21 protein-coding genes and 2 pseudogenes are annotated in these 21,140 nt (G+C 73.9%); 8 read left to right on the forward strand and 15 right to left on the reverse strand.

Going from position 1 to position 21,140, the window contains the following annotated elements; all coding sequences use genetic code 11:
* Positions 1-75 precede the first annotated feature (75 nt).
* From QMQ26_RS01625 to QMQ26_RS01645, 5 genes and pseudogenes are all read right to left on the reverse strand, one after another.
* On the reverse strand, positions 76-507 hold the full coding sequence (locus QMQ26_RS01625; protein WP_282204472.1) for a hypothetical protein: 432 nt from the start codon (positions 505-507) through the stop codon (positions 76-78).
* Between the two features lie 143 nt (positions 508-650).
* Positions 651-803 (reverse strand): hypothetical protein, encoded by a 153-nt coding sequence (locus QMQ26_RS01630; RefSeq protein ID WP_282204473.1) that lies wholly within the window; start codon positions 801-803, stop codon positions 651-653.
* A gap of 1,164 nt (positions 804-1,967) precedes the next feature.
* Entirely contained in the window at positions 1,968-2,306 is a 339-nt protein-coding gene (locus QMQ26_RS01635; RefSeq protein WP_282206720.1) for a hypothetical protein, read from the reverse strand.
* A 41-nt stretch (positions 2,307-2,347) separates the two neighbouring features.
* A pseudogene (locus QMQ26_RS01640) lies at positions 2,348-2,515 on the reverse strand (hypothetical protein); the annotation flags it as partial.
* Positions 2,516-3,264: 749 nt separating this feature from the next.
* Entirely contained in the window at positions 3,265-4,248 is a 984-nt protein-coding gene (locus tag QMQ26_RS01645; RefSeq protein ID WP_199846893.1) for a LysR family transcriptional regulator, read from the reverse strand.
* A 221-nt stretch (positions 4,249-4,469) separates the two neighbouring features.
* Between QMQ26_RS01645 and snpA the strand changes: the two are divergent.
* A pseudogene (gene snpA / locus QMQ26_RS01650) lies at positions 4,470-5,113 on the forward strand (snapalysin).
* Positions 5,114-5,203: 90 nt separating this feature from the next.
* Here snpA and QMQ26_RS01655 read toward each other — a convergent pair.
* The 6 genes from QMQ26_RS01655 to mscL form a co-directional block, all read right to left on the reverse strand.
* On the reverse strand, positions 5,204-6,400 hold the full coding sequence (locus QMQ26_RS01655) for a hypothetical protein (RefSeq protein ID WP_282204474.1): 1,197 nt from the start codon (positions 6,398-6,400) through the stop codon (positions 5,204-5,206).
* Positions 6,401-6,498: 98 nt separating this feature from the next.
* Positions 6,499-7,281, reverse strand: a complete 783-nt coding sequence (locus tag QMQ26_RS01660) for a DUF2071 domain-containing protein (RefSeq protein WP_282204475.1) — start codon at positions 7,279-7,281, stop codon at positions 6,499-6,501.
* Positions 7,278-8,357 carry a DUF3419 family protein gene (locus tag QMQ26_RS01665; RefSeq protein ID WP_282204476.1) on the reverse strand — a complete coding sequence of 360 codons (1,080 nt, stop codon included), beginning with the start codon at positions 8,355-8,357 and terminating at the stop codon, positions 7,278-7,280. Before QMQ26_RS01665 ends, QMQ26_RS01660 begins: the two co-directional genes overlap by 4 nt.
* Positions 8,351-8,758, reverse strand: coding sequence for a DoxX-like family protein (locus tag QMQ26_RS01670; RefSeq protein WP_282204477.1), 408 nt, complete (start codon positions 8,756-8,758; stop codon positions 8,351-8,353). Before QMQ26_RS01670 ends, QMQ26_RS01665 begins: the two co-directional genes overlap by 7 nt.
* A gap of 122 nt (positions 8,759-8,880) precedes the next feature.
* Positions 8,881-10,140: an FUSC family protein gene (locus QMQ26_RS01675; protein ID WP_282204478.1), complete on the reverse strand. Its 1,260-nt coding sequence runs from the start codon at positions 10,138-10,140 to the stop codon at positions 8,881-8,883.
* Positions 10,137-10,559 (reverse strand): large conductance mechanosensitive channel protein MscL, encoded by a 423-nt coding sequence (gene mscL / locus QMQ26_RS01680; RefSeq protein WP_282204479.1) that lies wholly within the window; start codon positions 10,557-10,559, stop codon positions 10,137-10,139. Before mscL ends, QMQ26_RS01675 begins: the two co-directional genes overlap by 4 nt.
* 246 nt (positions 10,560-10,805) lie before the next feature.
* Here mscL and QMQ26_RS01685 point away from each other — a divergent pair, with 246 nt between their 5' ends.
* From QMQ26_RS01685 to QMQ26_RS01695, 3 genes are read left to right on the forward strand one after another with little or no spacing between them, the layout of a single operon-like run.
* Positions 10,806-11,606: an MEDS domain-containing protein gene (locus tag QMQ26_RS01685; RefSeq protein WP_282204480.1), complete on the forward strand. Its 801-nt coding sequence runs from the start codon at positions 10,806-10,808 to the stop codon at positions 11,604-11,606.
* On the forward strand, positions 11,603-12,298 hold the full coding sequence (locus tag QMQ26_RS01690; RefSeq protein ID WP_282204481.1) for an MEDS domain-containing protein: 696 nt from the start codon (positions 11,603-11,605) through the stop codon (positions 12,296-12,298). The genes QMQ26_RS01685 and QMQ26_RS01690 overlap by 4 nt, the downstream gene beginning before the upstream one ends.
* Positions 12,268-12,567 carry an ATP-binding protein gene (locus tag QMQ26_RS01695; protein WP_282206387.1) on the forward strand — a complete coding sequence of 100 codons (300 nt, stop codon included), beginning with the start codon at positions 12,268-12,270 and terminating at the stop codon, positions 12,565-12,567. Before QMQ26_RS01690 ends, QMQ26_RS01695 begins: the two co-directional genes overlap by 31 nt.
* A gap of 8 nt (positions 12,568-12,575) precedes the next feature.
* Here QMQ26_RS01695 and QMQ26_RS01700 read toward each other — a convergent pair whose 3' ends face one another.
* On the reverse strand, positions 12,576-13,988 hold the full coding sequence (locus tag QMQ26_RS01700) for a short-chain fatty acyl-CoA regulator family protein (RefSeq protein ID WP_282204482.1): 1,413 nt from the start codon (positions 13,986-13,988) through the stop codon (positions 12,576-12,578).
* A 355-nt stretch (positions 13,989-14,343) separates the two neighbouring features.
* On the opposite strand from QMQ26_RS01700, the gene aceA reads away from it, so the two are divergent.
* From aceA to QMQ26_RS01715, 3 genes are all read left to right on the forward strand, one after another.
* Positions 14,344-15,636, forward strand: coding sequence for an isocitrate lyase (gene aceA, locus QMQ26_RS01705; protein WP_282204483.1), 1,293 nt, complete (start codon positions 14,344-14,346; stop codon positions 15,634-15,636).
* A gap of 132 nt (positions 15,637-15,768) precedes the next feature.
* Positions 15,769-17,430: a malate synthase A gene (gene aceB / locus QMQ26_RS01710; protein WP_282204484.1), complete on the forward strand. Its 1,662-nt coding sequence runs from the start codon at positions 15,769-15,771 to the stop codon at positions 17,428-17,430.
* A complete protein-coding gene (locus QMQ26_RS01715) occupies positions 17,427-18,296 on the forward strand; it encodes a 3-hydroxybutyryl-CoA dehydrogenase (protein ID WP_282204485.1) in 870 nt (289 codons plus the stop codon). Before aceB ends, QMQ26_RS01715 begins: the two co-directional genes overlap by 4 nt.
* Positions 18,297-18,379: 83 nt before the next feature.
* Here QMQ26_RS01715 and QMQ26_RS01720 read toward each other — a convergent pair whose 3' ends face one another.
* The 3 genes from QMQ26_RS01720 to QMQ26_RS01730 form a co-directional block, all read right to left on the reverse strand.
* On the reverse strand, positions 18,380-19,645 hold the full coding sequence (locus tag QMQ26_RS01720) for a tyrosine-type recombinase/integrase (protein ID WP_282204486.1): 1,266 nt from the start codon (positions 19,643-19,645) through the stop codon (positions 18,380-18,382).
* Entirely contained in the window at positions 19,615-20,049 is a 435-nt protein-coding gene (locus QMQ26_RS01725) for an ImmA/IrrE family metallo-endopeptidase (RefSeq protein WP_282204487.1), read from the reverse strand. The genes QMQ26_RS01720 and QMQ26_RS01725 overlap by 31 nt, the downstream gene beginning before the upstream one ends.
* A gap of 121 nt (positions 20,050-20,170) precedes the next feature.
* Entirely contained in the window at positions 20,171-20,758 is a 588-nt protein-coding gene (locus QMQ26_RS01730; RefSeq protein WP_282204488.1) for a helix-turn-helix transcriptional regulator, read from the reverse strand.
* Between the two features lie 144 nt (positions 20,759-20,902).
* On the opposite strand from QMQ26_RS01730, the gene QMQ26_RS01735 reads away from it, so the two are divergent.
* The gene (locus QMQ26_RS01735; RefSeq protein ID WP_282204489.1) at positions 20,903-21,130 is read left to right on the forward strand and encodes a helix-turn-helix domain-containing protein; all 228 of its coding nucleotides are present in this window, start codon (positions 20,903-20,905) and stop codon (positions 21,128-21,130) included.
* Positions 21,131-21,140 lie beyond the last annotated feature (10 nt).

Raw genomic sequence — 21,140 nt, forward strand, 5'->3', positions numbered from 1 at the left:
GTCGGGGCGGCGGGCTTCGGCGTCCGGTGCTTGGGCGGTGTCCGGTTCTAGATGTCCGGTTCCGAGTGTCCGGTTCTAGGCGGGGGCGTTCCTCCTTCGTTCGGCCAGCAGGCGGCGGGCCACCAGCAGTTCGACGTGCAGTTCGGGTTCGGCGAGCCCCATCAGCTCCGCCGCCACGCAGGCCGGCATGCCGAGGTGCTCGTACAGGAGCGCCGCGTCGGCGGCCCGGGCGGGCAGTTCGCGGTGGAGCGCGTCGGCGCCGGGCCGCGGGACGGCCGCCAGGGCCTCCGCCACCACCTCGCCCAGCACCCGCCAGGCGAACGCCGCCGGATCGGCCGCCAGCACCGCGTCCCAGCTCAACTCGGTGCGCCGCAGCGCGTGCTGGACCACCTGGCGGCTCACCTCCGCGTCGCCCAACCGGGCGCAGGCGTACTGCTCGTAGGGGCCGTGGCGCAGCTGGACGAAGGCCACGTACCCGAGTGCTATCGCGGGCCGGTGACCGGACACCGTGACTCCTTCGACGTCAACTCGACGGAACGGTGACACCCGTTCCGGGCAGGAGGCCCGGGCGGGGAGGCAACCCGGCGCGTACGGAGCGCGCCGGGGCGCGCGGCCGGCCGGACACCACATCCGGCCGGCCGCCGGGAACGTCAGAGCCGGCCGGGCGCGACCGCGCCGACCTGGACGTCCTTCGCCATCCACAGCAGCGCCAACCCCAGCGCCGCATGCTCCCGGCCGTTCGGCCCGTCGGCCACCACGGCCCACCGCAGCGCCGACACCACCAGCGCTCTGCCGAGCTTCACCGAGAACCCGACCGCACCCGGCCGGGGCGTTCCGTCACCCAACCTCCACATCCTGCTAGCGTGGAAGCTCATCGAGGGCATGATCGCTCGATCTCGAGCGGGTCGTTCAAGCATTTCACTGTCCTTGCTTGGATCGGCCCTTCGTCGTGGTCGGTGTTGGCCCACCGGCCACGACAACATCACCGGTACAGTGAGTTGCGGCCTTGGTACGCAACGCTACCCCCGCACCTCCAGCGAACCACGCGGAAAAGCCCCCCGTGCAAACGCGGGCAAAAGCCGGGCGGGAATGTCGCTTTTGTCCGCGACCCTTTCGGCAACGGCCGAGGCCGCACCACCGGACCCGGACCCCACCTGCCCCGCATCGGCGGGATGTCGGCGGTGGCGGTGGCAGTGGTCAGCCGACGAGGTGGGCGTAGGCGACGGTGTTGTCCTGGTAGCCGCCGTGGGCGCGGTCGAAGGTGCCGCCGCAGGTGATCAGGCGGAGTTCGGGCGGGCGGCGGGCGCGTACACCTCGTCGGGGACGTTGGTCTTGGGGTAGTTGGTGACGCGGTCGACGGTGAAGGTCGCGGTGGTGCGGTCGGCGCGGTCGACGGTGAGGGTGGCACCGGGGGTGAGGCGGGAGAGGGGGTGGAAGACGGCGGGGCCGGTGGGGTGTCGACGTGGCCGGTGACGATGGCGGTGCCCGTCTCGCCGGGGCTGGTGCCGGCCGCGTACCAGCCTGCGGTGGCGCCCTGGTCGAGGGGCGGGGGTTGCAGGGTGCCATCCGGGCCGAGCGTGAGCGGGATCAGGGCGGTGTCGATGTCCAGCGAGGGGACGCGCAGGCGGATCGGGTCGGCCCTCGGCATCCCGGCGCGCCGGCGGTGGCGGGGTCGTCCGGGGCCGGGGTGGTGGCGGCCGGTGCGGGCGGGGTGGCGCGGGGGTCCCGGTGGTGGCGAGCACGGTGGCGGTGCCGGCGAGTCCGATCGCGGCGGCCACCAAGGCGGCGGCGAGGCCGTTGCCCCGGGCGCCTCCGGGTCCGCGCCGGTCGCCGTCGGGTGTGCCGGCTGCTGTGCTGCCCACTTCGTTCACCGCTCTCCTCGTCGCCACCGCTCCAGACCGTCCAGGGCCGCGGGATGCGGCCCTGGACGGCGGGACCGGCGGAACCGGGCCGTGGGGAGCCGGGGGTCAGTGCCGGCCGGTACGGGTGCGGCGGCGGACCACCACGGCACCGCCGCCGGCCGCGAGGGCCAGGGCACCGAGGACCGCGGCGGCCTGGGTGTGGTCGGACGGCCCGTAGCCGGCCGCAACCGCGCCGCGCGGCACCGCGGCGGAGGCGGAGGCACTCGGCGAGGCGGAGGCCGAGGCGACGCTCGAAGCGGGGGCCGAAACGGGGCCGAAGCGGAAGTCGCGGCGGAGGCCGAGGCGGTGGTGCCGGCCGCCGTGGACGCGCTCGCCGAAGCGGAGGGCGCGGCGCTCGCGGAGGCCGCGGCGCCGGAGGTGGTGCCGGCCGGCAGGTCCTCGCACGCGATGCCGTCGTTGTCGGTGTCGAGGTGGTTCGGGTCGGAGGTGTCCGCGTCCAGCACCGCCTGCGCCTGCGGCTGCGTCGTGAAGTCCGAGCAGTTCAGGTCCGCCGTGGGGGTCAGGGCTTGGGCGGAGGTCGCCGAGGCGACCGGCACGAGGACGGCCGCACCCAGGGCGGCAGCAGCGAGAACGGCGTGAACACGCATGGCCATCACGTTCCTTCACAACGAGTACGGGGACTGCCACCCATCGTGTCCACGACTGGTCGACGCGCCACCGGAACGGGCCGCTCCCACCCGCCGAGCGGCGGCCGTCCCCCTCCCGTCGCCGCCGTACCGGCGGGGCGTCGCGCCGCAGCAGGGGCCCTGACGCCGTTAGCCCGATCGGGAGCCGCCGCACACTGCGGACGGGTCCGGCACCGGTGGGTTCGCGGACCGGGGGTCGAATCCGGGGTGCGAGGATCGGGCCGTGCGCGCCGGTGGCGGGTGGGCACCCGGGCGTTCAGGGGGCTGGGGGCTGGCAGAAGTGCTGGGGATGTTCGCCGGAGGCACGCACGGCACGGTTGGTGGTCGCGGACGACGGTGAAGCCCCGCCGGAGTTGACCGTGGAGCCCTGGGCGGACACCTTCCTGGTGGTGCACCGGCGGGATTCGGTCGCGGTGCGGGCCAACGGCCACTGCTTCCGCCTCGCCGCCACGGCGGGCCGTCCGATCGGCGCGGCCGACCGGGGGTGCCCGGTTGGGGAGGCGGATTCCCAAGGGCGTCCCTGAGCGGCGACGACGCGTGCCGCTGCCGACAGCCGCCGCGCGATGCGTCGCCGTACCGGCGGTGGCGTCCGGTGCCCCGGGCCCCCTCCGGTAGGGCGGCGAGCCACGCTCCGGGGGGTGGGCCCGGGGCGTTCCGGTTTCTCGCGCGGAGGCCGAGGTCCCCGTGGGGGTCTTCGGTGGCTCGGCCGGGCGGGGTCAGGGCGGCGGGCCGACCGGGGCGAGGAGGGTGTGCAGGGGGCGGTTGTGGCGGTGCAGCCAGGCGCGGTAGGCGGGGTTGGCGCCGGCCAGGGCGAGGTAGGCGTGGCAGAGGTCGACCCAGAGGCCGTCGAGGGCGGGGCCGCCGACGGTGTCGGGGCGCCAGGTGAGCAGGAGGCGGACGGCGAGCGGGTCGCCGTGGACGGGGCGCAGGACGGTGCCGGGGCCGGGTGGCGAGGTGGGTTGGCAGGGGCGGACGGCTTCGCCGGAGGCGACGAGTTCGGCGGCGGTGGCGTTGTCGCGGACCTGGACGACGCGCGGATCGAGTCCGGCTTCGGCGAAGACCCGGCGGAGGGCGGCGTACTCGTGGTCGGCGGTGGGGTCGACCATCCAGGTGTCGTGGGCGAGGTCGGCGAGGCTGACGACCGGTCGGCCGGCGGCGGGGTGGGTCTCGGCGAGGGCGACGAACTGGGGTTCGCGGGCGACCAGCACCCGCTGTTCGGTGCCGGCCGGCACGTGCAGCGGGAAGCCCTCGCTCTCGTGGACGAAGGCGGTGTCGAGCTGTTCGGCGGCGACCAGGTGGAGCAGGGCGATCGCCGAGATGTCGATGTGGATGGTGGTGTCGGTCTCCGGGAGCCGGTCGTGGATGCGGCGCAGCCAGGCGGCGACCGCGCGGCTGCCGACGCTGCCGATCCGCAGTCGGCGGCGGCCCGGTCCGGCGGCCTCGGCGCGGGCGGCGGCGAGGAGGGCGTCCATCTCGGTGATCACGGGGCGGGCGCGGGAGAGCACCGAGTGGCCGAGGGCGGTGGGGCGGCTGCCGGTCTGTCCGCGGGTGAACAGCCGTCCGCCGATGGTGCGTTCGATGCGGTGCAGTTGGGTGGTCAGCGACGGCTGGGTCATGCCGAGTCGACGGGCGGCCTTCCGGACGCTGCCGGTGTCCGCGATCGCGCACAGCACCCGCAGGTGTCGGACGTCGAGCTCCATCACGGGAGCATAGCCAGACGCCCCTCATCTGCCAAGAGCATGTCAAGAGTCGACCACGGTCCGTCAAACCGCTGACCGAGCCAGGGTATTGACCGGTGCTATCGCCGGTTGCCATCTCCGCGCCCCGCCCGCCCTGCCCCAAGCTCGGTGCAACAACCCGTCACCGCGTCCCGGACGGCCTCCCCACGGCCCCGGGGCCCGCGAAAAAATGGAGTCCCCACATGAACCGCTCCATGACCGTGCTCGCCGCCGCCCTCGGGCTGGTCCTCGCGGTCGGCACCGCCACCGTGCCCGCCGCCGCGGTCACCGCCCCCGGCGCCCCCACCGCCCAGGGCTACACCCCGTCCGCGGGCATCGCCGCCAACTCCGCCGAGGAGGCGGGCAACAAGGCGTTCTACGAGGCGGTGATGAAGTCGGCCCGCGCCAAGCAGGCCGCCAACCCCTACCTGCTGACCGTGGCCGTCACCTACGACGCCAGCCAGGCCCCGACCTTCCGCAGCGTCATCTCGCAGAGCGCGCAGATCTGGAACTCCTCGTCAGCAACGTCCAGCTCCGCTCGGGCACCAACGCCGACTTCCGCTACTACGAGGGCAACGACTCCCGCGGCTCCTACGCCTCCACCGACGGCCACGGCCGCGGCTACGTCTTCCTCGACTACGCGCAGAACCGGCAGTACAGCTCGCTGCGCGTCACCGCCCACGAGACCGGCCACGTGCTCGGCCTGCCCGACCACTACTCCGGCCCGTGCAGCGAGCTGATGTCCGGCGGCGGCCCCGGCACCTCGTGCACCAACCCGTACCCGAACACCACCGAGCGGAACCGGGTCAACAGCCTCTGGGTGAACGGCCTCGCGACCGTCGGCTGACCCCGCCCGCCCGCCTGTCCGTCCGCCCGTACCGGACCCCCGTCGGCCGCCCCGGCCGGCGGGGGTCCCGCGGCGCCGTACCGCTCCCGCTCAGCCGCCGAGCGCCGTCCCGAGCGCGCAGGCGAACACGGCCGTCACCCACGTCCACAGCACCGACAGCGTCGCGTGGGCGGCGGTCCGCAGCCGGTCGCCGCGCCACAGCTTCGGGGAGAACACCGCGAACTCGAAGATCCAGCGGGTGCCCCAGAAGAGGGTCTGCGCGGCCAGCAGCGCGGTGCCGAGCCGGCCGCCGGCGAGCAGGTCCCGGGTGAGCAGCAGCGGCAGCAGGCCGAGCAGGACGCAGGTCAGGGCGATGAAGAAGAGGTGCACGTAGGAGACCTGGCGGGTCAGCAGGGTGGTTCCGGCCAGGTCGGCGGGCCAGCCGATGAGCCGCGGCAGGACGAGGTGGAGCGCGCCCATCGCGATCAGGGCCGCGCCCACCAGGCGTAGTTGGCCGTCCAGGGTGAGCAGGTGGGTCACGGTGTGCGGCGCTTTCCGGTCGGGGTGACGGTCGGGATGGTGGTCGGGGCGGTGGTCGGGGTGCTGGTCGGGATGACGGCGGGGGTGAGGGAGAGGGCGGTGACGAGTCCGCCGATCCGCCGTTGCGCGACGGGGCGCAGACCCGCTGCGGCCGCGGCCCGGAGCCAGGTCCGGCGGGGGAAGAAGTGCCGGGCGCCGGGGCCGTAGACCGCGGTGTTGGCGGCGTCCCGCAGGTGCTCGACCAGGACGAGGCGGCCGTCGGGGCGCAGTACCCGGCGCGAACTCGGCGAAGAGCGCGTGCCGGTCGTCGGGTCGGCGCAGTTCGTGGGCGGCGAAGACGGCGAGGACGGTGTCCGCCGAACCGGTCGCCGCGGGCAGCCGGTCCGGCCGTCCGGGCAGGGTGCCCGGGACGGGCGGCACCCGGCGGCGGGCCCGGCGGATCGATCCCTCGGTCATCAGGGCCGGGTGGTAGAGGTCGACCACGGTCTGCGGGTGGCCCGGCCAGCGGGCCGCCACCGGCCGACTGGTCTCGTCGAGGCCGGAGGAGACCACCAGGTGTGCGCCCGGGCCGGTCGGCAGCAGTTCCTCCAGCCAGTCGAAGGTGCGCAGCTCCGAGCGGTCGTAGACCCACCAGGTGGCGGCCGTGCCGGTCGCCAGCAGGGCCGCGGCGGCGACCGCGCCCGCCCGGGCGACGGGGGCGACGGGCCCGGGCAGACGGTGCGCGAGGGCGAGGCCGACTGCCGCAGTGAGGCAACCCGCCGCGTACATCGGCCAGTTGTAGCGGACGACCTCCCGGACCCCGGAGAAAGCGGTTGGCTCTCCCGGGGCCGTGGCGGGCGGCTCTTCCGGGGCCGTGGCGGGCGGCTTCACCGTTCGGCCCCGTTCTCGGCGCGGCGCTGGCCGGCGTGCCAGCCGTAGTCGAGGTCGGCGACGTGGAAGGCGTTGGCGAGTACGGGAGTCGTCCCGGCGAACGGGCCGTGCTCGAAGAAGGTGGGCGGGGTCGGCAGTTCGACGGCGACCGGAGTCGGCTCCCAGTGGGTCCGGGTGGCCTTGACCACGATCATCGACCCGGTCTCCGGCTCGTGTTCGAAGGTGTAGGGCAGCGGGCCGGCGAACCGCCGGGCGTCCTTGGCGCAGGCGAACGGGCTGCCGGCCGGCAGGTCGGCGGGGGCGGAACCGAGGTCGGCCCGCACGTACAGGTCGGCCCGGCCGTCGCGGCTGACCACCCGGAACTCCAGGGTGTCGCCGACGACCCGGCTGCCGATCCGGGCCGGCCGGTAGTGGTAGCGCGTGAGCAGGTTGCCGCCGAGGGCCATGACCCGGCTGTCCGTGTCGCTGCGGAGGATCTTCAGCCCGCGCATGGCCCGTCCCCCGGGGGTGGGGAAGCGGGTGAAGATCCGGTACCCGGTCAGCACCCGGTCGGCGCCGAGCCGGGCGGGCAGGAAGGCGGGCCGCAGGCTCCGGGTGTCCACCAGGGCGGCCGCGACGAACCCGTGCTCGGTGCCGACCGGGTCGGTGTAGGTGTCGAGCGCGAGCCCCGGTGGCAGCAGCGGTTCCAGGACGTGCGGGGGCAGGGCGTAGGTCAGGACCAGCGAGTGCGCGAAGTGGGTCCGCATCGGGACGGGGTGGCGGCGCAGCAGGTGTTTCATCGGGTCTCGGCTCCGTCCGTCCCGGTTCCGTCCGGCCCGGTTCCGTCCGTCCCGGTTCCGTCCGGCCCGGTGCGGACGGCCCGCACCACGCCCCAGATCATCGACCGGTCCTCGGCGGCGAGTCCCGGCCCGCCGGGGCCCGGTTCGCGCAGGCTGCGGACCACCGCGGTGCCGCCCGGCCGCACCGCGTGCTCGACGGCGGCGCGCAGCCGCCGGGCGAACTGCGGCCCGGGCCCGTCGACCACGTTGGAGAGCGTCACCGCGTCGTAGCTCCCGGCGGCGGACCGCTCCAGGTGCTCGACGACCTCGCCCCGCACCAGCCGCACCCGCCCGCCGCCGGCCGTGGCTGCGGCGGGTGCGAGGGCGGAGGCGGGAGCGGGTGCGGGTGCGGCTGCGCCTGGGCGTTCGCGGCCGAGCAGCAGCCGCCAGGCCCAGTCGTTGGCCGCGTTGGGGTGCCGGGCGACGGTCCGGGCGATCCGCCGGAGCAGCACGGTGTCGAAGCCGCGCGGGAGCGCGCACCGGAAGCCCGGGCGCAGCGCGGCGGCGAGCGCCCCGGCGGGCCGCAGGGCGGCGGCGGCGAGCAGCCGCAGCCCGGGGCCGTCGAACTCGGCGGCCCACCGCTGCCGTTGCTCGCCGGGATCGTCGAGGCGCAGGAAATCGGCGACGGACGCGGGCCGCCAGGCCGGCAGCAGGGCGGCGGCCGTGGCGCGGCCGAGGCCGGTCAGCCGTTCGGCCGTGCCGGTGAGCGCGGGTGCCCCGGCTTCCAGCCGGGACCGGGCGTAGGCGAGTTGGGCGGGGTTCAGGTCGATGGCGGTGACCTCGTACCCGGCCGCGGCGAGGGCGGCGGCGGTGTCCCCGGCGGAGGCGATGCAGAGCACCCGGGCACCGGGCGGCGGGAAGACCGCGAGTTCGACGGCCGGGTCCTCGTACATCCGGCCGAAGAGCACCCGGGGACGGCGGGCGGGCCCGGCGAACAGCCGACCCGCCTGCCACGGCGTACCGGCGGCGGCGGGGGCCGACGGGCGCGGTACGGCTCCGAGCCGCCCGACGGCGGCGGAGACCGAGGCGGTCACCACGCCCGGGCCCCCTGCCGCTCCACGCCCACCGGACGCCGGGCCGCGACGAGCCAGATCAGCGCGAGGAAGCAGAGGTCCTGGACGACCAGCCGCCCGGGCTCCGGGATGTGGTCGGCGCCGAAGAGCAGTCCGCCGGTGTTGAAGCCGACCACCAGGAGCGTCTGCACGACTGCGGCGGCGTACGGGCGGCGGCCCAGCAGCACCCACGTTCCGAGTGCGACCTCGGCGAGGCCGAGGACGACCAGGAGCGGGGTGACCGCGCCGGTCGGCAGCAGGGGCAGCCCTTCGACGATGGCCCGTTGGTCGGCCCGCCCGGGGAGGACCTTGCACCAGAAGCCCTCGTACCACCACATCGATGCGACCGCGACGGCCGGCCACCGGGTCCTTCCGAGGTCTGCCACGATCCCCCTCCCCCTCCCCCGGCCGTCCGCGCGCAGGGCACGGCGGCGCCGGCCCGGACTGGTGTCCGGACCTCGTGGCGCCGATCATGCCGCACATTTTGAACGTGTTCAACTTGTTGGGGCTAGGACCTTTCGGAGTGCTCCGGGCTCTCCCGGCGCGGGGCCGCGAGGCGGAGCGGCTGGGGGTGCAGGGCGGCCGGGTGGGGGCCGTGGCGGGGGTCGAGTTCGTGGAGGATCTGCTGGGTCTCGTCCATGATCGAGCCGTGCAGGGACCAGACGGCGGGGCCGTGGTCGGTGCGGCAGAGCGTCTCGGCGGCGGCGGCGTGGCGGTCGTGGCCCCGTTCCAGGGCGGCCGTCAGGTCGTCGGTGTGCGCGGCCTCGCGGACGCGGTCGCGCTGGATGCGGGCGAGGACGTCGAGCGCGTCGCCGACGGCCTCCAGGACGTCGCCGATCGGCCGGACCCGTTCGCGCGCGTCGCTGAGCGCTTCGGCCCCGCGCGGGAACTGGCGCTCGCCGCGGGCCAGGTCGTCCAGGCCGCGGAGCACCGATCCGAGCTGGTCGCAGACGTGGCCGAGGCAGGTCAGGCCCTCGCCCAGCGGGCCGAGTGCGACCGCCGGGTCGGTGCCCTGCCGCAGCCGACGGGGGTTGAGGCGGATGCCCTCCTCGGCCTGGACGGCCGCCTGCCGGGCCCGGTCGAGTTCGCGGGCGGCCGTCTCCACCCGGCGCAGCCAGCCGTCGGAGGTCCGTTCGTCCCAGCCCTCGCGCAGTCCGCGGGCGGTGTCGTGGGCGATGTCGGCGAGGCGGTGGGCGACCCGGGCGGAGCGGTCCGCGGCGTGGCCGACGTAGGTGGGGGGCGCCGCGACCAGGTTGACCAGGACGCCGGAGGCGACGCCGACCAGGGTGTCCCAGATCCGGACGGGGGCGTACGGCGCGCCGGTGCTGAGCACGAGCAGGACGGTGACCGGCACCTCGGTGGCCTGCTCGCCCAGGCGCAGCAGCTTCCCCAGGCCCAGGCAGACGCCGACGGCGAGGCCGATGGTGGCGAAGTTCGCCCCGGCCAGGCGCAGCAGGCCGAGGGCGGCCAGGGCCCCGAGCATGACGCCGCCGAACTGCCGCAGGCCCTGCGCGAGCGTCCGGAACACCGTGAGCTGGACGGTCAGCAGCGCCGCCAGGGGCGCCAGGACGGGCTGCTCGTCCTCGCCCAGCAGCACGACCGCGACCTCCCAGGCCAGTGCGCAGGCCACCGCCACCCGGGCGGTCCGCACCACCCCCTCGCGGTGCGCCCGGACGGCCCGCCCGGGGTGGCGCAGCGCGTCCCGGACGGCCCGCCACCCGTCCGCCGCCTTCCCGCGCCACGCCGCCGCCGGGCCGGGGGCGGTCACGGCAGGTCGGGCGTGGTCCGGACGAGTTCGGCCGTGCAGAAGGCGCACCGGCTCGCCTGGGCGGGGATCGCGGACAGGCACTCGGGGCAGTCGCGCTTGGGCGCCTGGACGTCCTGGTGCGGGGCGAAGCGCTCGTGCAGCTTGTTGAACGGGAGCACGACCACGAAGTAGAGCACCAGCGCGGTGAGCAGGAGGGTGATCACGGCGTCGATGAACGCGCCGTACGGGAACTCCACCCCGTGGAGGTGGAGGGTCCGGCGGCTGAAGTCGCCGACCGCGCCGGTGGCGAGGCCGACCAGCGGGGTGAGGAAGGCGCGGACCAGGGCGGTGACGACGCCCGAGAAGGCCGCTCCGATCACCACGCCCACGGCCAGGTCGACGACGTTGCCCCGTAGGACGAAACCCCGGAAACCCTTCACTGACGTCCGTCCTTCCCCTTGGTCTCCGCGCGGCGGTCGTGTGCGGTCCGCGCCCGGCGGCCTTCTGCCCGGTCCGCCCGTCCGCATGCCCGGCCCGCCCGCACGCGTGTTCGGCCGCAGGCGTGTTCGGCCGCTCCCGCTGCTGAGGGGCCCGGGCCGGGGTGCCCGGGGGGCCGGGCCGGTGGCGATAGGATGCCGCCGGAGCCGGTCGGGGTGGAGGGAGGGCGTGTGAGGAGCGCACGTGCGGTGTCCACCCTCGACTCCGTCGAAGCGGGTGATCACGTCTGCTGGCTGGTCGGCCCGGACGACGACTTCGCCGTGACGGCGCGGGCCTTCGCCGCCGACGGCGCGCTCTTCGGCGACAAGGTGCTGGTCATCGGCACGCCCGACACCCGCTGGTCGCTGGGCGGCGCGGCCCAGGGCGTGGTCCTCGACCCGGTCGCCGAGCGGGCGGGCGGGTCGGTGTGGGACGCGGCGGCGCTGCTGGAGACGGTGCGCCGGGAGGCGGACGCCGCGTGCCGGCAGGGCTTCCGCGCGCTGCGGGTGCTGGCCCGGATGGACCGGGTGTGGCCGGGCGGGGCGAGCCCGCGGGAGATCGCCCGGCACGAGCTGGGCCTGGACGACCTGGTGCTCGCCGGGGCGGCCGTCGTCGTCTGCGCCTACCACCAGGTCGGTTTCCGCCCGGCGGCCCTCGACCAGGCCGTCGGAGTACATCCGCAGCAGTTGGGCACACGTGCGGAGGTGCCGGGATTTCGGATGTACAGCGCGGGAACGGACTGCTGGAGCGTGAGCGGCGTGGTGGACTTCGAGGGCGCCGAGGCGTTCCGTACCGCCTTGGACGCCCTGGTCGCCCGGTCCGCCACCGTGCGCCTGCGCTGCCAGGACCTCGAACTGGTGGACGTCGCGGGCATGCGCGCGCTGGCGGACGCGGCGCGCGGGGTCCCCGGCCGCCGGATCGTGGTCGAGAACACGGACGAGACGTTCCGGCGCTGCTGGTCGCTGCTCGGCTACGACGTCCCGCAGATCCCCGTGGAGCTGGCACCGTGAGCGAGAACAGCACGACGCGCCCGGCCGCCTCCGCCCAGGACACGGCCTTCCGGCACGAGCTGTACCCGTACGACGGGGACGCGCAGTTCCTCGACGGCGCCATGTCCTTCATCCGGGACGCCCGCGCGGGCAGCGAGCCGGTGCTGGTCGCGGTCGCGGAGCCGAAGGAGCGCATGCTGCGCACCGAGCTGGCGGGCACGGACGCCGCCGACTGCGTCACCTTCCTCGACGCCGCCGCGCTGGGCCGCAACCCCGGGCGGCTGATCCCGGCCTGGCGCGACTGGGTCTCCAAGGCCGCCGAGGGCAGCCCGGTGCGCGGCATCAGCGAATCCGCGTGGAGCGACCCCTCACCGGCGGAGAGCGGCGAGTTCGGGTACCACGAGTGGCTGCTGAACCTGGCGTTCGCCCAGTCGCCCGCCTGGTGGCTGCTCTGCCCGTACGACACCGCGGCGCTGGAGCCCGGCGTGGTGGAGTCGGCCCGGCGCTGCCACCCGATGCTCCTCAGCGAAGGGGCCCACGGGCCCAACGGCTCCTACGTCGAGGAGCCCTACGCCTTCCCCGAACTCACCCCCGCAACCTCCCCCACCAGGAACTCCCCTACCAGCGGGGCCGGCTCGCCGCGGTCCGCGCCCACATCACGGCCTGCGCGACCCCGCACGGCCTGGGCGGCACCCGGCTGCGCGAACTGCTGATCGCCGCCTCCGAGATCGCCGCCAACAGCATCAAGCACGGCGGCGGCCGGGGCGTCCTGCGCACCTGGGTGGAGGACACCGACCTGATCTGCGAGTTCCACGACTCCGGCCACCTCCAGGACCCGCTGGTCGGCCGGCTCCGGCCGACCGCCGACCAGATCGGCGGCCGCGGGCTCTGGATGGTCCAGCAGCTCTGCGACCTCGTCCAGATCCGCTCCACCGCGGAGACCGGCACCACCATCCGCCTGCACACCCGGCTGCCCGAGTAGCCCGCCGGTCAGTGGTCCCGGAGCTCCGGGTCGGCGCGCACGGCGTACGGGACGAAGGTGCTGGTGTGCTCGTCGGCGGCGAGGGTGCGGCCGAGGGCGGGGGCGGAGCGCTGCGGGCAGGCGGGGCGGTCGCAGACCTTGCAGCCGAGGCCGATGGGGGTGGCGCCGGACTCGTCCGCGAGGTCGAGCCCGGCGGAGTAGACCAGGCGGTGGGCGTGCCGGACCTCGCAGCCCAGGCCGATGGCGAAGGTCTTGCCGGGGCGTCCCCAGCCGCCGGGTGAGCGGGTGACGGCGCGGGCGGTCCACAGGTAGCGGCGGCCGTCGGGCATCGCGGCGACCTGGACGTGCACCCGGCCGGGGGCGGCGAAGGCGTCGTAGACGTTCCACAGCGGGCAGGTGCCGCCGGTGCGGGAGAAGTGGAACGGGGTGGCGGACTGCCGTTTGGAGACGTTCCCGGCCCGGTCGACGCGGACGAAGGAGAACGGCACCCCGCGCAGGCCGGGGCGCTGGAGGGTGGACAGGCGGTGGCAGACCGTCTCGTAGCCGACGCCGAAGTGGTCGGCGAGGTGCTCGATGTCGTAGCGGGAGCGCTCGGCCTCGGCGTGGAAGGCGGCGTAGGGCAGGATCAGCGCGGCGGCGAAGTAGTTGGCGAGACCGATCCGGGTGAGCGCGAAGGCGGTGGAGCCCTCCGGGGTGTCCTGGGCGGCGAGTTCGGACAGCAGCGCGTCGTGTTCCAGGTAGGCGAGCTGGGTGGCCATCCGGAACGCCTGCTGGCCGGGGCGCAGCCGGTCGGAAAGGCGGAGGGTGCGCGTCGGTTCGTCGTACTGGTGGAGGTGCGGGCCGCCGGCGGAGGTGCGCACCCGGTGCGCGGTAGACAGCCGGTCGCTCAGTGCCTCCCGCACGATGCCGCGCCGCAGGCCGATCCTCACGGCCAGCTCCTCCGCGGCGGAGTCGAGCTCGTGGAGGTAGTTCTGCCGGCGGTAGAAGAACTCGCGGACCTGTTCGTGCGGGGTGCGGGCGTCGGCCGGGACGCCCCGGTCGCCGGCCAGGACGGCGAGCTGCTCGGCGGTGTCCCGGCGGCCCCGGGCCAGGTCGGTGAGCAGCCGGGCCACGGCGGGCAGGCGGGTGGCGACCTCGTCGAGCTCGCCGGGGGTGATCCGCTGTGCCGCGATCTCCTCGCCGAGGGCGTCGCGCAGTTCGGCGGTGAGCCGGGCGCTGTCGGGCGGGGCGAAGTAGCCGGCCTCGACGCCGAACGCCTCGGTGAGGCGCAGCAGGACGGGGACGGTGAGCGGGCGGGCGTCGTGTTCGAGCTGGTTGAGGTAGCTGGGTGAGAGTTCGAGCAGCCGGGCGAGGGCGGCCTGGCTGAGGCCGCGCTCCTCGCGGAGCCGGCGCAGCCTGGCGCCCGCGAACGCCTTTCCCATCGTCGCTCCCCTCGTGCCGACCGGGTCGGCTCGTCGGCTGTTCGGCGGGGTGGAGCTTAGCCGGACGGACGCTCGCCGGTCCTTCGCAGCCTTCGCAAACGTGCTGGAGAGGCTTCGCACAAGTTGGCAGCAGTCCAGCGGTGACGGCGCCGGAACGGCCTGGAAGAGTCGTCGGTGCGGCCGGAAGGTGCAGTCGGAAATCACGAACCCACAGGTCAGTCACCGTGGTTCGGGCTTCCCGGGTAACCACGTCCTGCGGTGCACCACCGCTGCCCGGCACCGGCCGGCCGCCCGTCCACCTCGCGGCGAGAGGTATCTCACACCCTTCGCAACACACCTCGGGAGCCGGATCACCATGACCCAGTCGGTTCGACAGCAGCAGGAGCACCAGGCAGCCGCGCTCGAAGCCCGGTGGGCGTCCGATTCCCGCTGGGCGGGCATCGAGCGCACGTACACCGCCGAGGACGTGGTGCGCCTGTCGGGTTCGGTGCGCGAGGAGCACACCCTGGCGCGCCGCGGCGCGGAGCGGCTGTGGCGGCTGCTGCACGAGCGCGACTATGTCCACGCCTTGGGCGCCCTGACCGGCGGTCAGGCCGTGCAGATGGTCAAGGGCGGGCTGGAGGCGGTCTACCTGTCGGGCTGGCAGGTCGCGGCGGACGCCAACCAGGCCGGGCAGACGTACCCGGACCAGAGCCTGTACCCGGCGAACTCGGTGCCGCAGGTGGTGCGCCGGATCAACAACGCGCTGCTGCGCGCCGACCAGATCGACGCCGCCGAGGGCAACGACGGCCCGGACTGGCTGGTGCCGATCGTGGCGGACGCGGAGGCCGGGTTCGGCGGCCCGCTGAACACCTTCGAGCTGACCAAGGCGATGATCGCGGCCGGTGCGGCGGGCGTCCACTACGAGGACCAACTGGCGTCCGAGAAGAAGTGCGGCCACCTGGGCGGCAAGGTCCTCGTCCCCACCGCCCAGCACGTCCGCACTCTCAACGCCGCCCGGCTGGCCGCCGACATCGCCGACGTGCCGACCCTGGTCGTGGCGCGCACCGACGCGCTGGCCGCCAACCTGCTGACCAGCGACGTGGACGAGCGCGACGCCCGGTTCTGCACCGGCGAGCGCACCGCCGAGGGCTTCTACCGGGTCGAGCCCGGCATGGCGCCGGTGATCTCGCGCGGCCTGGCCTTCGCCCCGTACGCGGACCTGCTGTGGGTGGAGACCGGCACGCCGGACCTCGCCCAGGCCCGGGAGTTCGCGGAAGCGGTCAAGGCGCAGTACCCGGACAAGATGCTGGCGTACAACTGCTCGCCGTCGTTCAACTGGAAGGCCGCGCTGGACGACGACCAGATCGCCAAGTTCCAGCGGGAGCTGGGCGCGATGGGCTACCGCTTCCAGTTCATCACCCTGGCCGGCTTCCACGCCCTGAACCACTCGATGTTCCAACTGGCGCGCGGCTACGCCGAGCACGGCATGACCGCCTACGTCGAGCTGCAAGAGGCCGAGTTCGCGGCCGCCCCCGCCGGCTACACGGCGGTCAAGCACCAGCGCGAGGTCGGCACCGGCTACTTCGACCTGGTCTCCACCGCGCTCAACCCGAACGCCGAGACCCTGGCGCTGACCGGCTCCACCGAGGCCGAGCAGTTCCACTGAGCCACCCCGCGGCGGCCGCCCCGGCAGGATGCGGGGGCTCCACGACCGCCGCCCGTCCCGCCCGGGCCTCGTTGAGGGACGAGGCCCCGGGCCCCAGCCCCCGATCCCCGCCGTCTGCCCCTGGAGTACCGGATGAGCCCGACCAGCCGCACCGAGACCACCGCCGGAACCAGTGTCGAGGTGCTCGGCGCGTACGAGGACCGCTTCGAGGAGGTGCTCACCCCGGCCGCTCTGGAGTTCGTGGGCCGCCTGCACGAGGTCTTCGCCGACCGCCGCGCCGAACTACTCGCCGAACGGGCCCGCCGTGCGGCGGAATTGGCCGACGGCGGCACACTGGACTTCCGACCGGAGACCGCCGCCGTCCGGGCCGACGACAGTTGGCGGGTCGCTGGAGCCGGCCCCGGACTGACCGACCGCCGGGTGGAGATCACCGGCCCGCCCGAGCGCCGGATGGCCGTCAACGCGCTCAACTCCGGCGCGAAGGTGTGGCTGGCGGACTTCGAGGACGCCACCACCCCCACCTGGCACAACCTGGTCACCGGCCAACTCAACCTGATCGACGCGATCGAACGCCGGATCGACGACACCACCCCGGAGGGCAAGCGCTACCGGATCGGCGACGACCCGGCCACCGTCGTGGTCCGCCCGCGCGGCTGGCACCTGGAGGAGCACCACCTGCTGATCGACGGCCGGCCCGCCGTCGGTGCGCTGGTCGACTTCGGGCTGTACCTCTTCCACTGCGGGCAGCGGCAGATCGACCGCGGCCGGGGCCCGTACTTCTACCTGCCGAAGCTGGAAAACCACCTGGAAGCGCGGCTGTGGAACGACGTGTTCGCCTTCGCCCAGGCCGCCCTCGGCATCCCGTACGGGACGATCCGCGCCACCGTGCTGATCGAGACCATCACCGCCGCCTTCGAGATGGACGAGATCCTCTACGAACTGCGCGACCACGCCGCCGGGTTGAACGCCGGCCGGTGGGACTACCTGTTCTCGATGATCAAGAACTTCGCGCAGGCCGGGCCCCGGTTCGTGCTGCCCGACCGGGCCACCCTGACCATGACGCAGCCCTTCCTGCGCGCCTACACCGACCTGCTGGTGCGCACCTGCCACCGGCGCGGCGCGCACGCCATCGGCGGCATGGCCGCGGCTGTCCCGCAACGCGACCGGGCCGCCAACGAAGCCGCGCTGACCCGGGTCCGGATCGACAAGGAGCGGGAGGCCGGGGACGGCTTCGACGGCTCCTGGGTCGCGCACCCCGCCCTGGTCGACACCTGCCGCACCGCCTTCGACGCCGTCCTGGGCGAGCGCCCGCACCAGCTCGACCGCGCCCGCGAGGACGTCCAGGTCACCGCCGCCGACCTGCTCTCCGTCCACCGGCTCACCGCCGGACTGCCGACAGAGCAGGGCCTGCACGCCAACGTCTCCGTCGCGCTGCGCTACCTGACGGCCTGGCTCGGAGGAGCTGGCGCGGTCGCGGTGTTCGGCCTGATGGAGGATGTCGCCACCGCCGAGATCGCCCGCTGCCAGCTCTGGCAGTGGCAGCACCACCGTACCCGTCTCATCGGCGGCTCGCTCGCCACCCCCGACGCCGTCCGGCGGCTGGTCGACCGCGAACGCGCCGTGCTCATCGCCGAAGGCGCCGACCCGGGCCGGCTCGACGACGCGGTGCGGATCCTGGAGGAGACCGCGCTCGGCGCCGAGCTTCCCGCCTTCCTCACCACCGCCGCCTACGCCCGCCACTTGGTGCGCACCACCGTCCCGGTCGGCACCGGCCCGGACGGAGCGGTCGCATGAACGACATCCGCCGGGTCGCCGTCGTCGGCGCCGGACAGATGGGCTCCGGCATCGCCGAGGTCTTCGCCCGCGCCGGGCTCGACACCGTCGTCTGTGAGAACGGAGCAGCCGCGCTCCGGGCCGCCCGCCGCCGGATCGACCGCTCGCTGCACCGGGCCGCCGAACGCGGCCGGATCAGCGAGCAGCAGCGCACCGACGCCTGGGCGCACCTGCTGTTCGCCGACGACCTCGACGCCCTGGCGGACCGTCAGCTCGTCGTCGAGGCCGTGGTCGAGGACGAGCGGGCCAAGACCAGCGTCCTCGGCGCCCTGGACAAGGTGCTGTTCGCGGAGGACGCCGTGCTGGCCACCAACACCTCAGCCATCCCGGTGACCCGGCTCGGCATCGCCACCGGACGCGCCGCCCACGTCCTGGGCCTGCACTTCTTCAACCCGGCACCGGTGATGCCGCTGGTCGAACTGGTCTCCTCACTGCACACCGCGCCGGCCGTTCTGGACCGGGTGGAGTCCTTCGCCCGGGACGTGCTGGGCAAGCACGTCGTCCGCTCCCGCGACCGGGCCGGTTTCGTCGTCAACGCCCTGCTGGTCCCCTACCTGTTGTCCGCGATCCGGATGGCCGAGGCGGGCCACGCCGACCCGGCCGACATCGACGCCGCCATGGTCCACGGCTGCGCCCACCCGATGGGCCCGCTCGCCCTGGCCGACCTGATCGGCCTGGACACCGTCGAGGCGATCGCCCGCTCCATGTACGAGGAGTACAAGGAGCCGCTGTACGCGGCCCCGCCGCTGCTGTCCCGGATGGTCGACGCGGGCCTGCTGGGCCGCAAGTCCGGTCGCGGCTTCTACGACTACACCGCAGCTTCCTGATCTGCGATTTCCTGCCGGTCGGCCCGCTACGGGGGTGAGCCGACCGGCATCCCCGGCCTCGTGACGTTCGGTCACATCAACTGTCAGTGCGGCTCCTGGGGAGAATCTGGGGAGTTCTGCCGGCTCCCCGCGCTGAGCCAGTTGTCGACCGCCGCCCGACCGCGCTGAGCGTCCTCGGGGATGAAGTGGGCGTAGACCCTGAGCGTGATCTCCGGCGAGGCGTGGCCCATCCACTTCGACACCGCCACTGGGGCCTCGGTCCGGAGTTGGACGCTGGCGTAGGTGTGCCGGAAGCGGTGATACATCTCTTCCCGCGTCCCCGACCACCCCCACCCCTCTTCGCCCTTCGCCGGGATCAGGCCGGCTGCGGCGAGCGCCGGCTTGAGGATTCGCTGGTTGTATCCCGAGGGGTTCAGCCGGTGACGCCACTGCGTCGTCACCAGCAGATGGGCGGTGGCCGTCTCCCGCTTGCCGTTGCCGGGCCCCTCCCACGGCAACTTCGTCTCCACCGGCGGGAAGCGCTCCACGTGCTCCCGGATCAGCTGCAGCAGCCCGGGCGACAGCGGGATCAACCGCTCCTTCCGCCCCTTCGGCAGCTTGAAGTAGGGCCTCGTACCGTTCGCCCACAGCAGTTGACGCCGCAGGCGGATGACCATGGCGTCCTCGTCGATGTCGTCCAGGCCGATCCCGATCATCTCGGCCTGACGCAGGCCGGCGTGCAGCCCGAGGTCGGCGGTGATCCGGTAGCGCTCCCGCATCTGCTCCCGGATCTCGACGAACTCGCGGGCCGACCATGCGCGGGCCGTACTACTCCCCCCTCCGATCGGCCGCAGGTGACCGTGGGCCCGACACGGGTTGGCGGCCAGCCTCTTGCCGACCGTAGAGCCCAGGATCGACCCGAGGTGAATCCAGACCACCTCCAAGGTGCCTTCCCCCAGCTTTGCCTGCTCCCGCCGGCCCTTGAGCCACAGCCGCAGCACCTCTTCGTCGATCTGGCGAAGCTGCAGACCGCCGATCGGGTCGAGGATGTGGTTCCAAATCTTCGACTGCATCGGCCCGGCCGTGTTCGTCGGGTCGGACCGGCCGGGCCACCAGATCGTCTCGACGTACTCCCGCAACGTCATCTCTCCCTCCCGCGGGTCCATCCAGGTCAGACGGCGCGTGTCGGTCTCGGCCGTCGACTTCCACGTCTTGGCGTCCTCCAGCGTGGCGAAGCTGGCGTCGCGCACGCCGGGGATACCCGCGACCCGGTACCGCTTGCCCTTCCCGTAGCGCTCGGTCCGCTCGCGCTTGTTGGTCTCCGGGTTGGGCCGCTTGTTCAGCCAGCGATCTTCGATGTACCCAGCCACTGGGCACCCCCCTGCAGGTCGGCGTGGCGGGCCCTCAGGGCCCAGGTGGTGACGTTGAGTTCGGCGGCCAGCTCGTGCTCGTCGGCGGCCCACTGGCGGGCTCGGGCCCAGTCGGAGAGGGCTATGAGCTTGCGGGCGGCCCGGGTCTCGGCTCGGCGCTCGGCTTGCAGGCCCGCGGTGCCGCCGCAGCCGCTGTCGCCGGCGAGGACGTGTTCGAGTTCGTGCGCGAGGACGCACCGCTCTTCGATCGGGGTGAGGCCGTCGGCCACGACGACGGCGTGGCGCTCGGGGGACCAGATGCCCCACGTGTCCCGCAGCCAGCAGCGGAGGATGGGGATGCCCATCTCCTCCAGTTCGGCGGCAGGGTTGTACATCAGCCCGACGACACCAGCGGCGATGGGCATACGTCTCCCCCAGGTTCTGACAGGTGTGGGAGACGTGTCGGACCTTAAGTCTGGCATATGACCTGAGGAATTGTGAGGAGAAAAGCAAGTAGAGCGACGCGTGTCGCGTGCCGCTGGGGAGTTACTCGCCCTTGCCTCGGGCGTGCTCGTCGAGGGCCTGCCGGATGCGCTCGGCGTCGTCCTCGGGGATGCCGGGGTCGCCCTCGGCCCAGGCGTGCGGACGGTACGCGGCCAGGCCGTACGAGGACTGGTGCGCCGGGGACGGTTCGGTGCGGGCCGGCACCGACTGCAGCAGGCGGTCGGCCACGTCCTCCAGGAGATCACGCAGGCGCGGGTCCCCGCCGGCTGCCACCGCCGCCCGGGCGAACCGGCCAACCGCAGGGAACAGTTCGGCCGGACTCCCGCCGTGGAAGGGCGCCGCGGGCTGAGAAGCTGGCGCCGTCTGGGTGGGCGTGATCACTTCGCCGCCCGCAAGCACGCGGGCGAGAGTGCCGGCCGACCAGCCGAAGAACGTGGCGGCGGCGTAGTACCCGTCCGGAATTCGGCCAGGGGCTGGAACCCTGCCGTTTTCGTAGTGCCCGATCGTCTTGCGATCGAGCCCGAGTGCGTTGGCCAGCTGTTGCTGGCTCAGGCCGCGGGCGAGGCGTGCTCGGCGGATCTCCTCGCCAAGGTGTGCCCAGTCGAGCTCGGGCTCGGCGGACTTCCCCATGACTGCCCCTCGGCTCCCCCTGTTGGACAACGTTAGGCAACAGCATCGCAGATGCCGCATGACCGTGCACAGCCGGGTTCGCGCCATTCCCGCAGGTCGGACACCATTACCCATCGGTTTCCCTAGATAGCCTTGCCATTGCCCATGATTACCCATATCGTTGGTCATGTGAGAGCGCGAGGGCAGGACATTCGACGCAAGCGCGAACAGATGGGCTACGGCCTTCGACGGTTCGCAAGCCAAGTCGCCATCTCTCCCGCTCACTTGTCCCGGATCGAACGTGGCCAGAGAGGTGCCCAGCCCGAGGTGATCAAGAGGATCGCCGACAAGCTGCAGGTCACCATGCTGGACATCGCCGATCCCCTGGAATGAGAAACGAAGG

This window comes from Kitasatospora fiedleri (assembly GCF_948472415.1).
GTDB classification, from domain to species: Bacteria; Actinomycetota; Actinomycetes; order Streptomycetales; family Streptomycetaceae; genus Kitasatospora; species Kitasatospora fiedleri.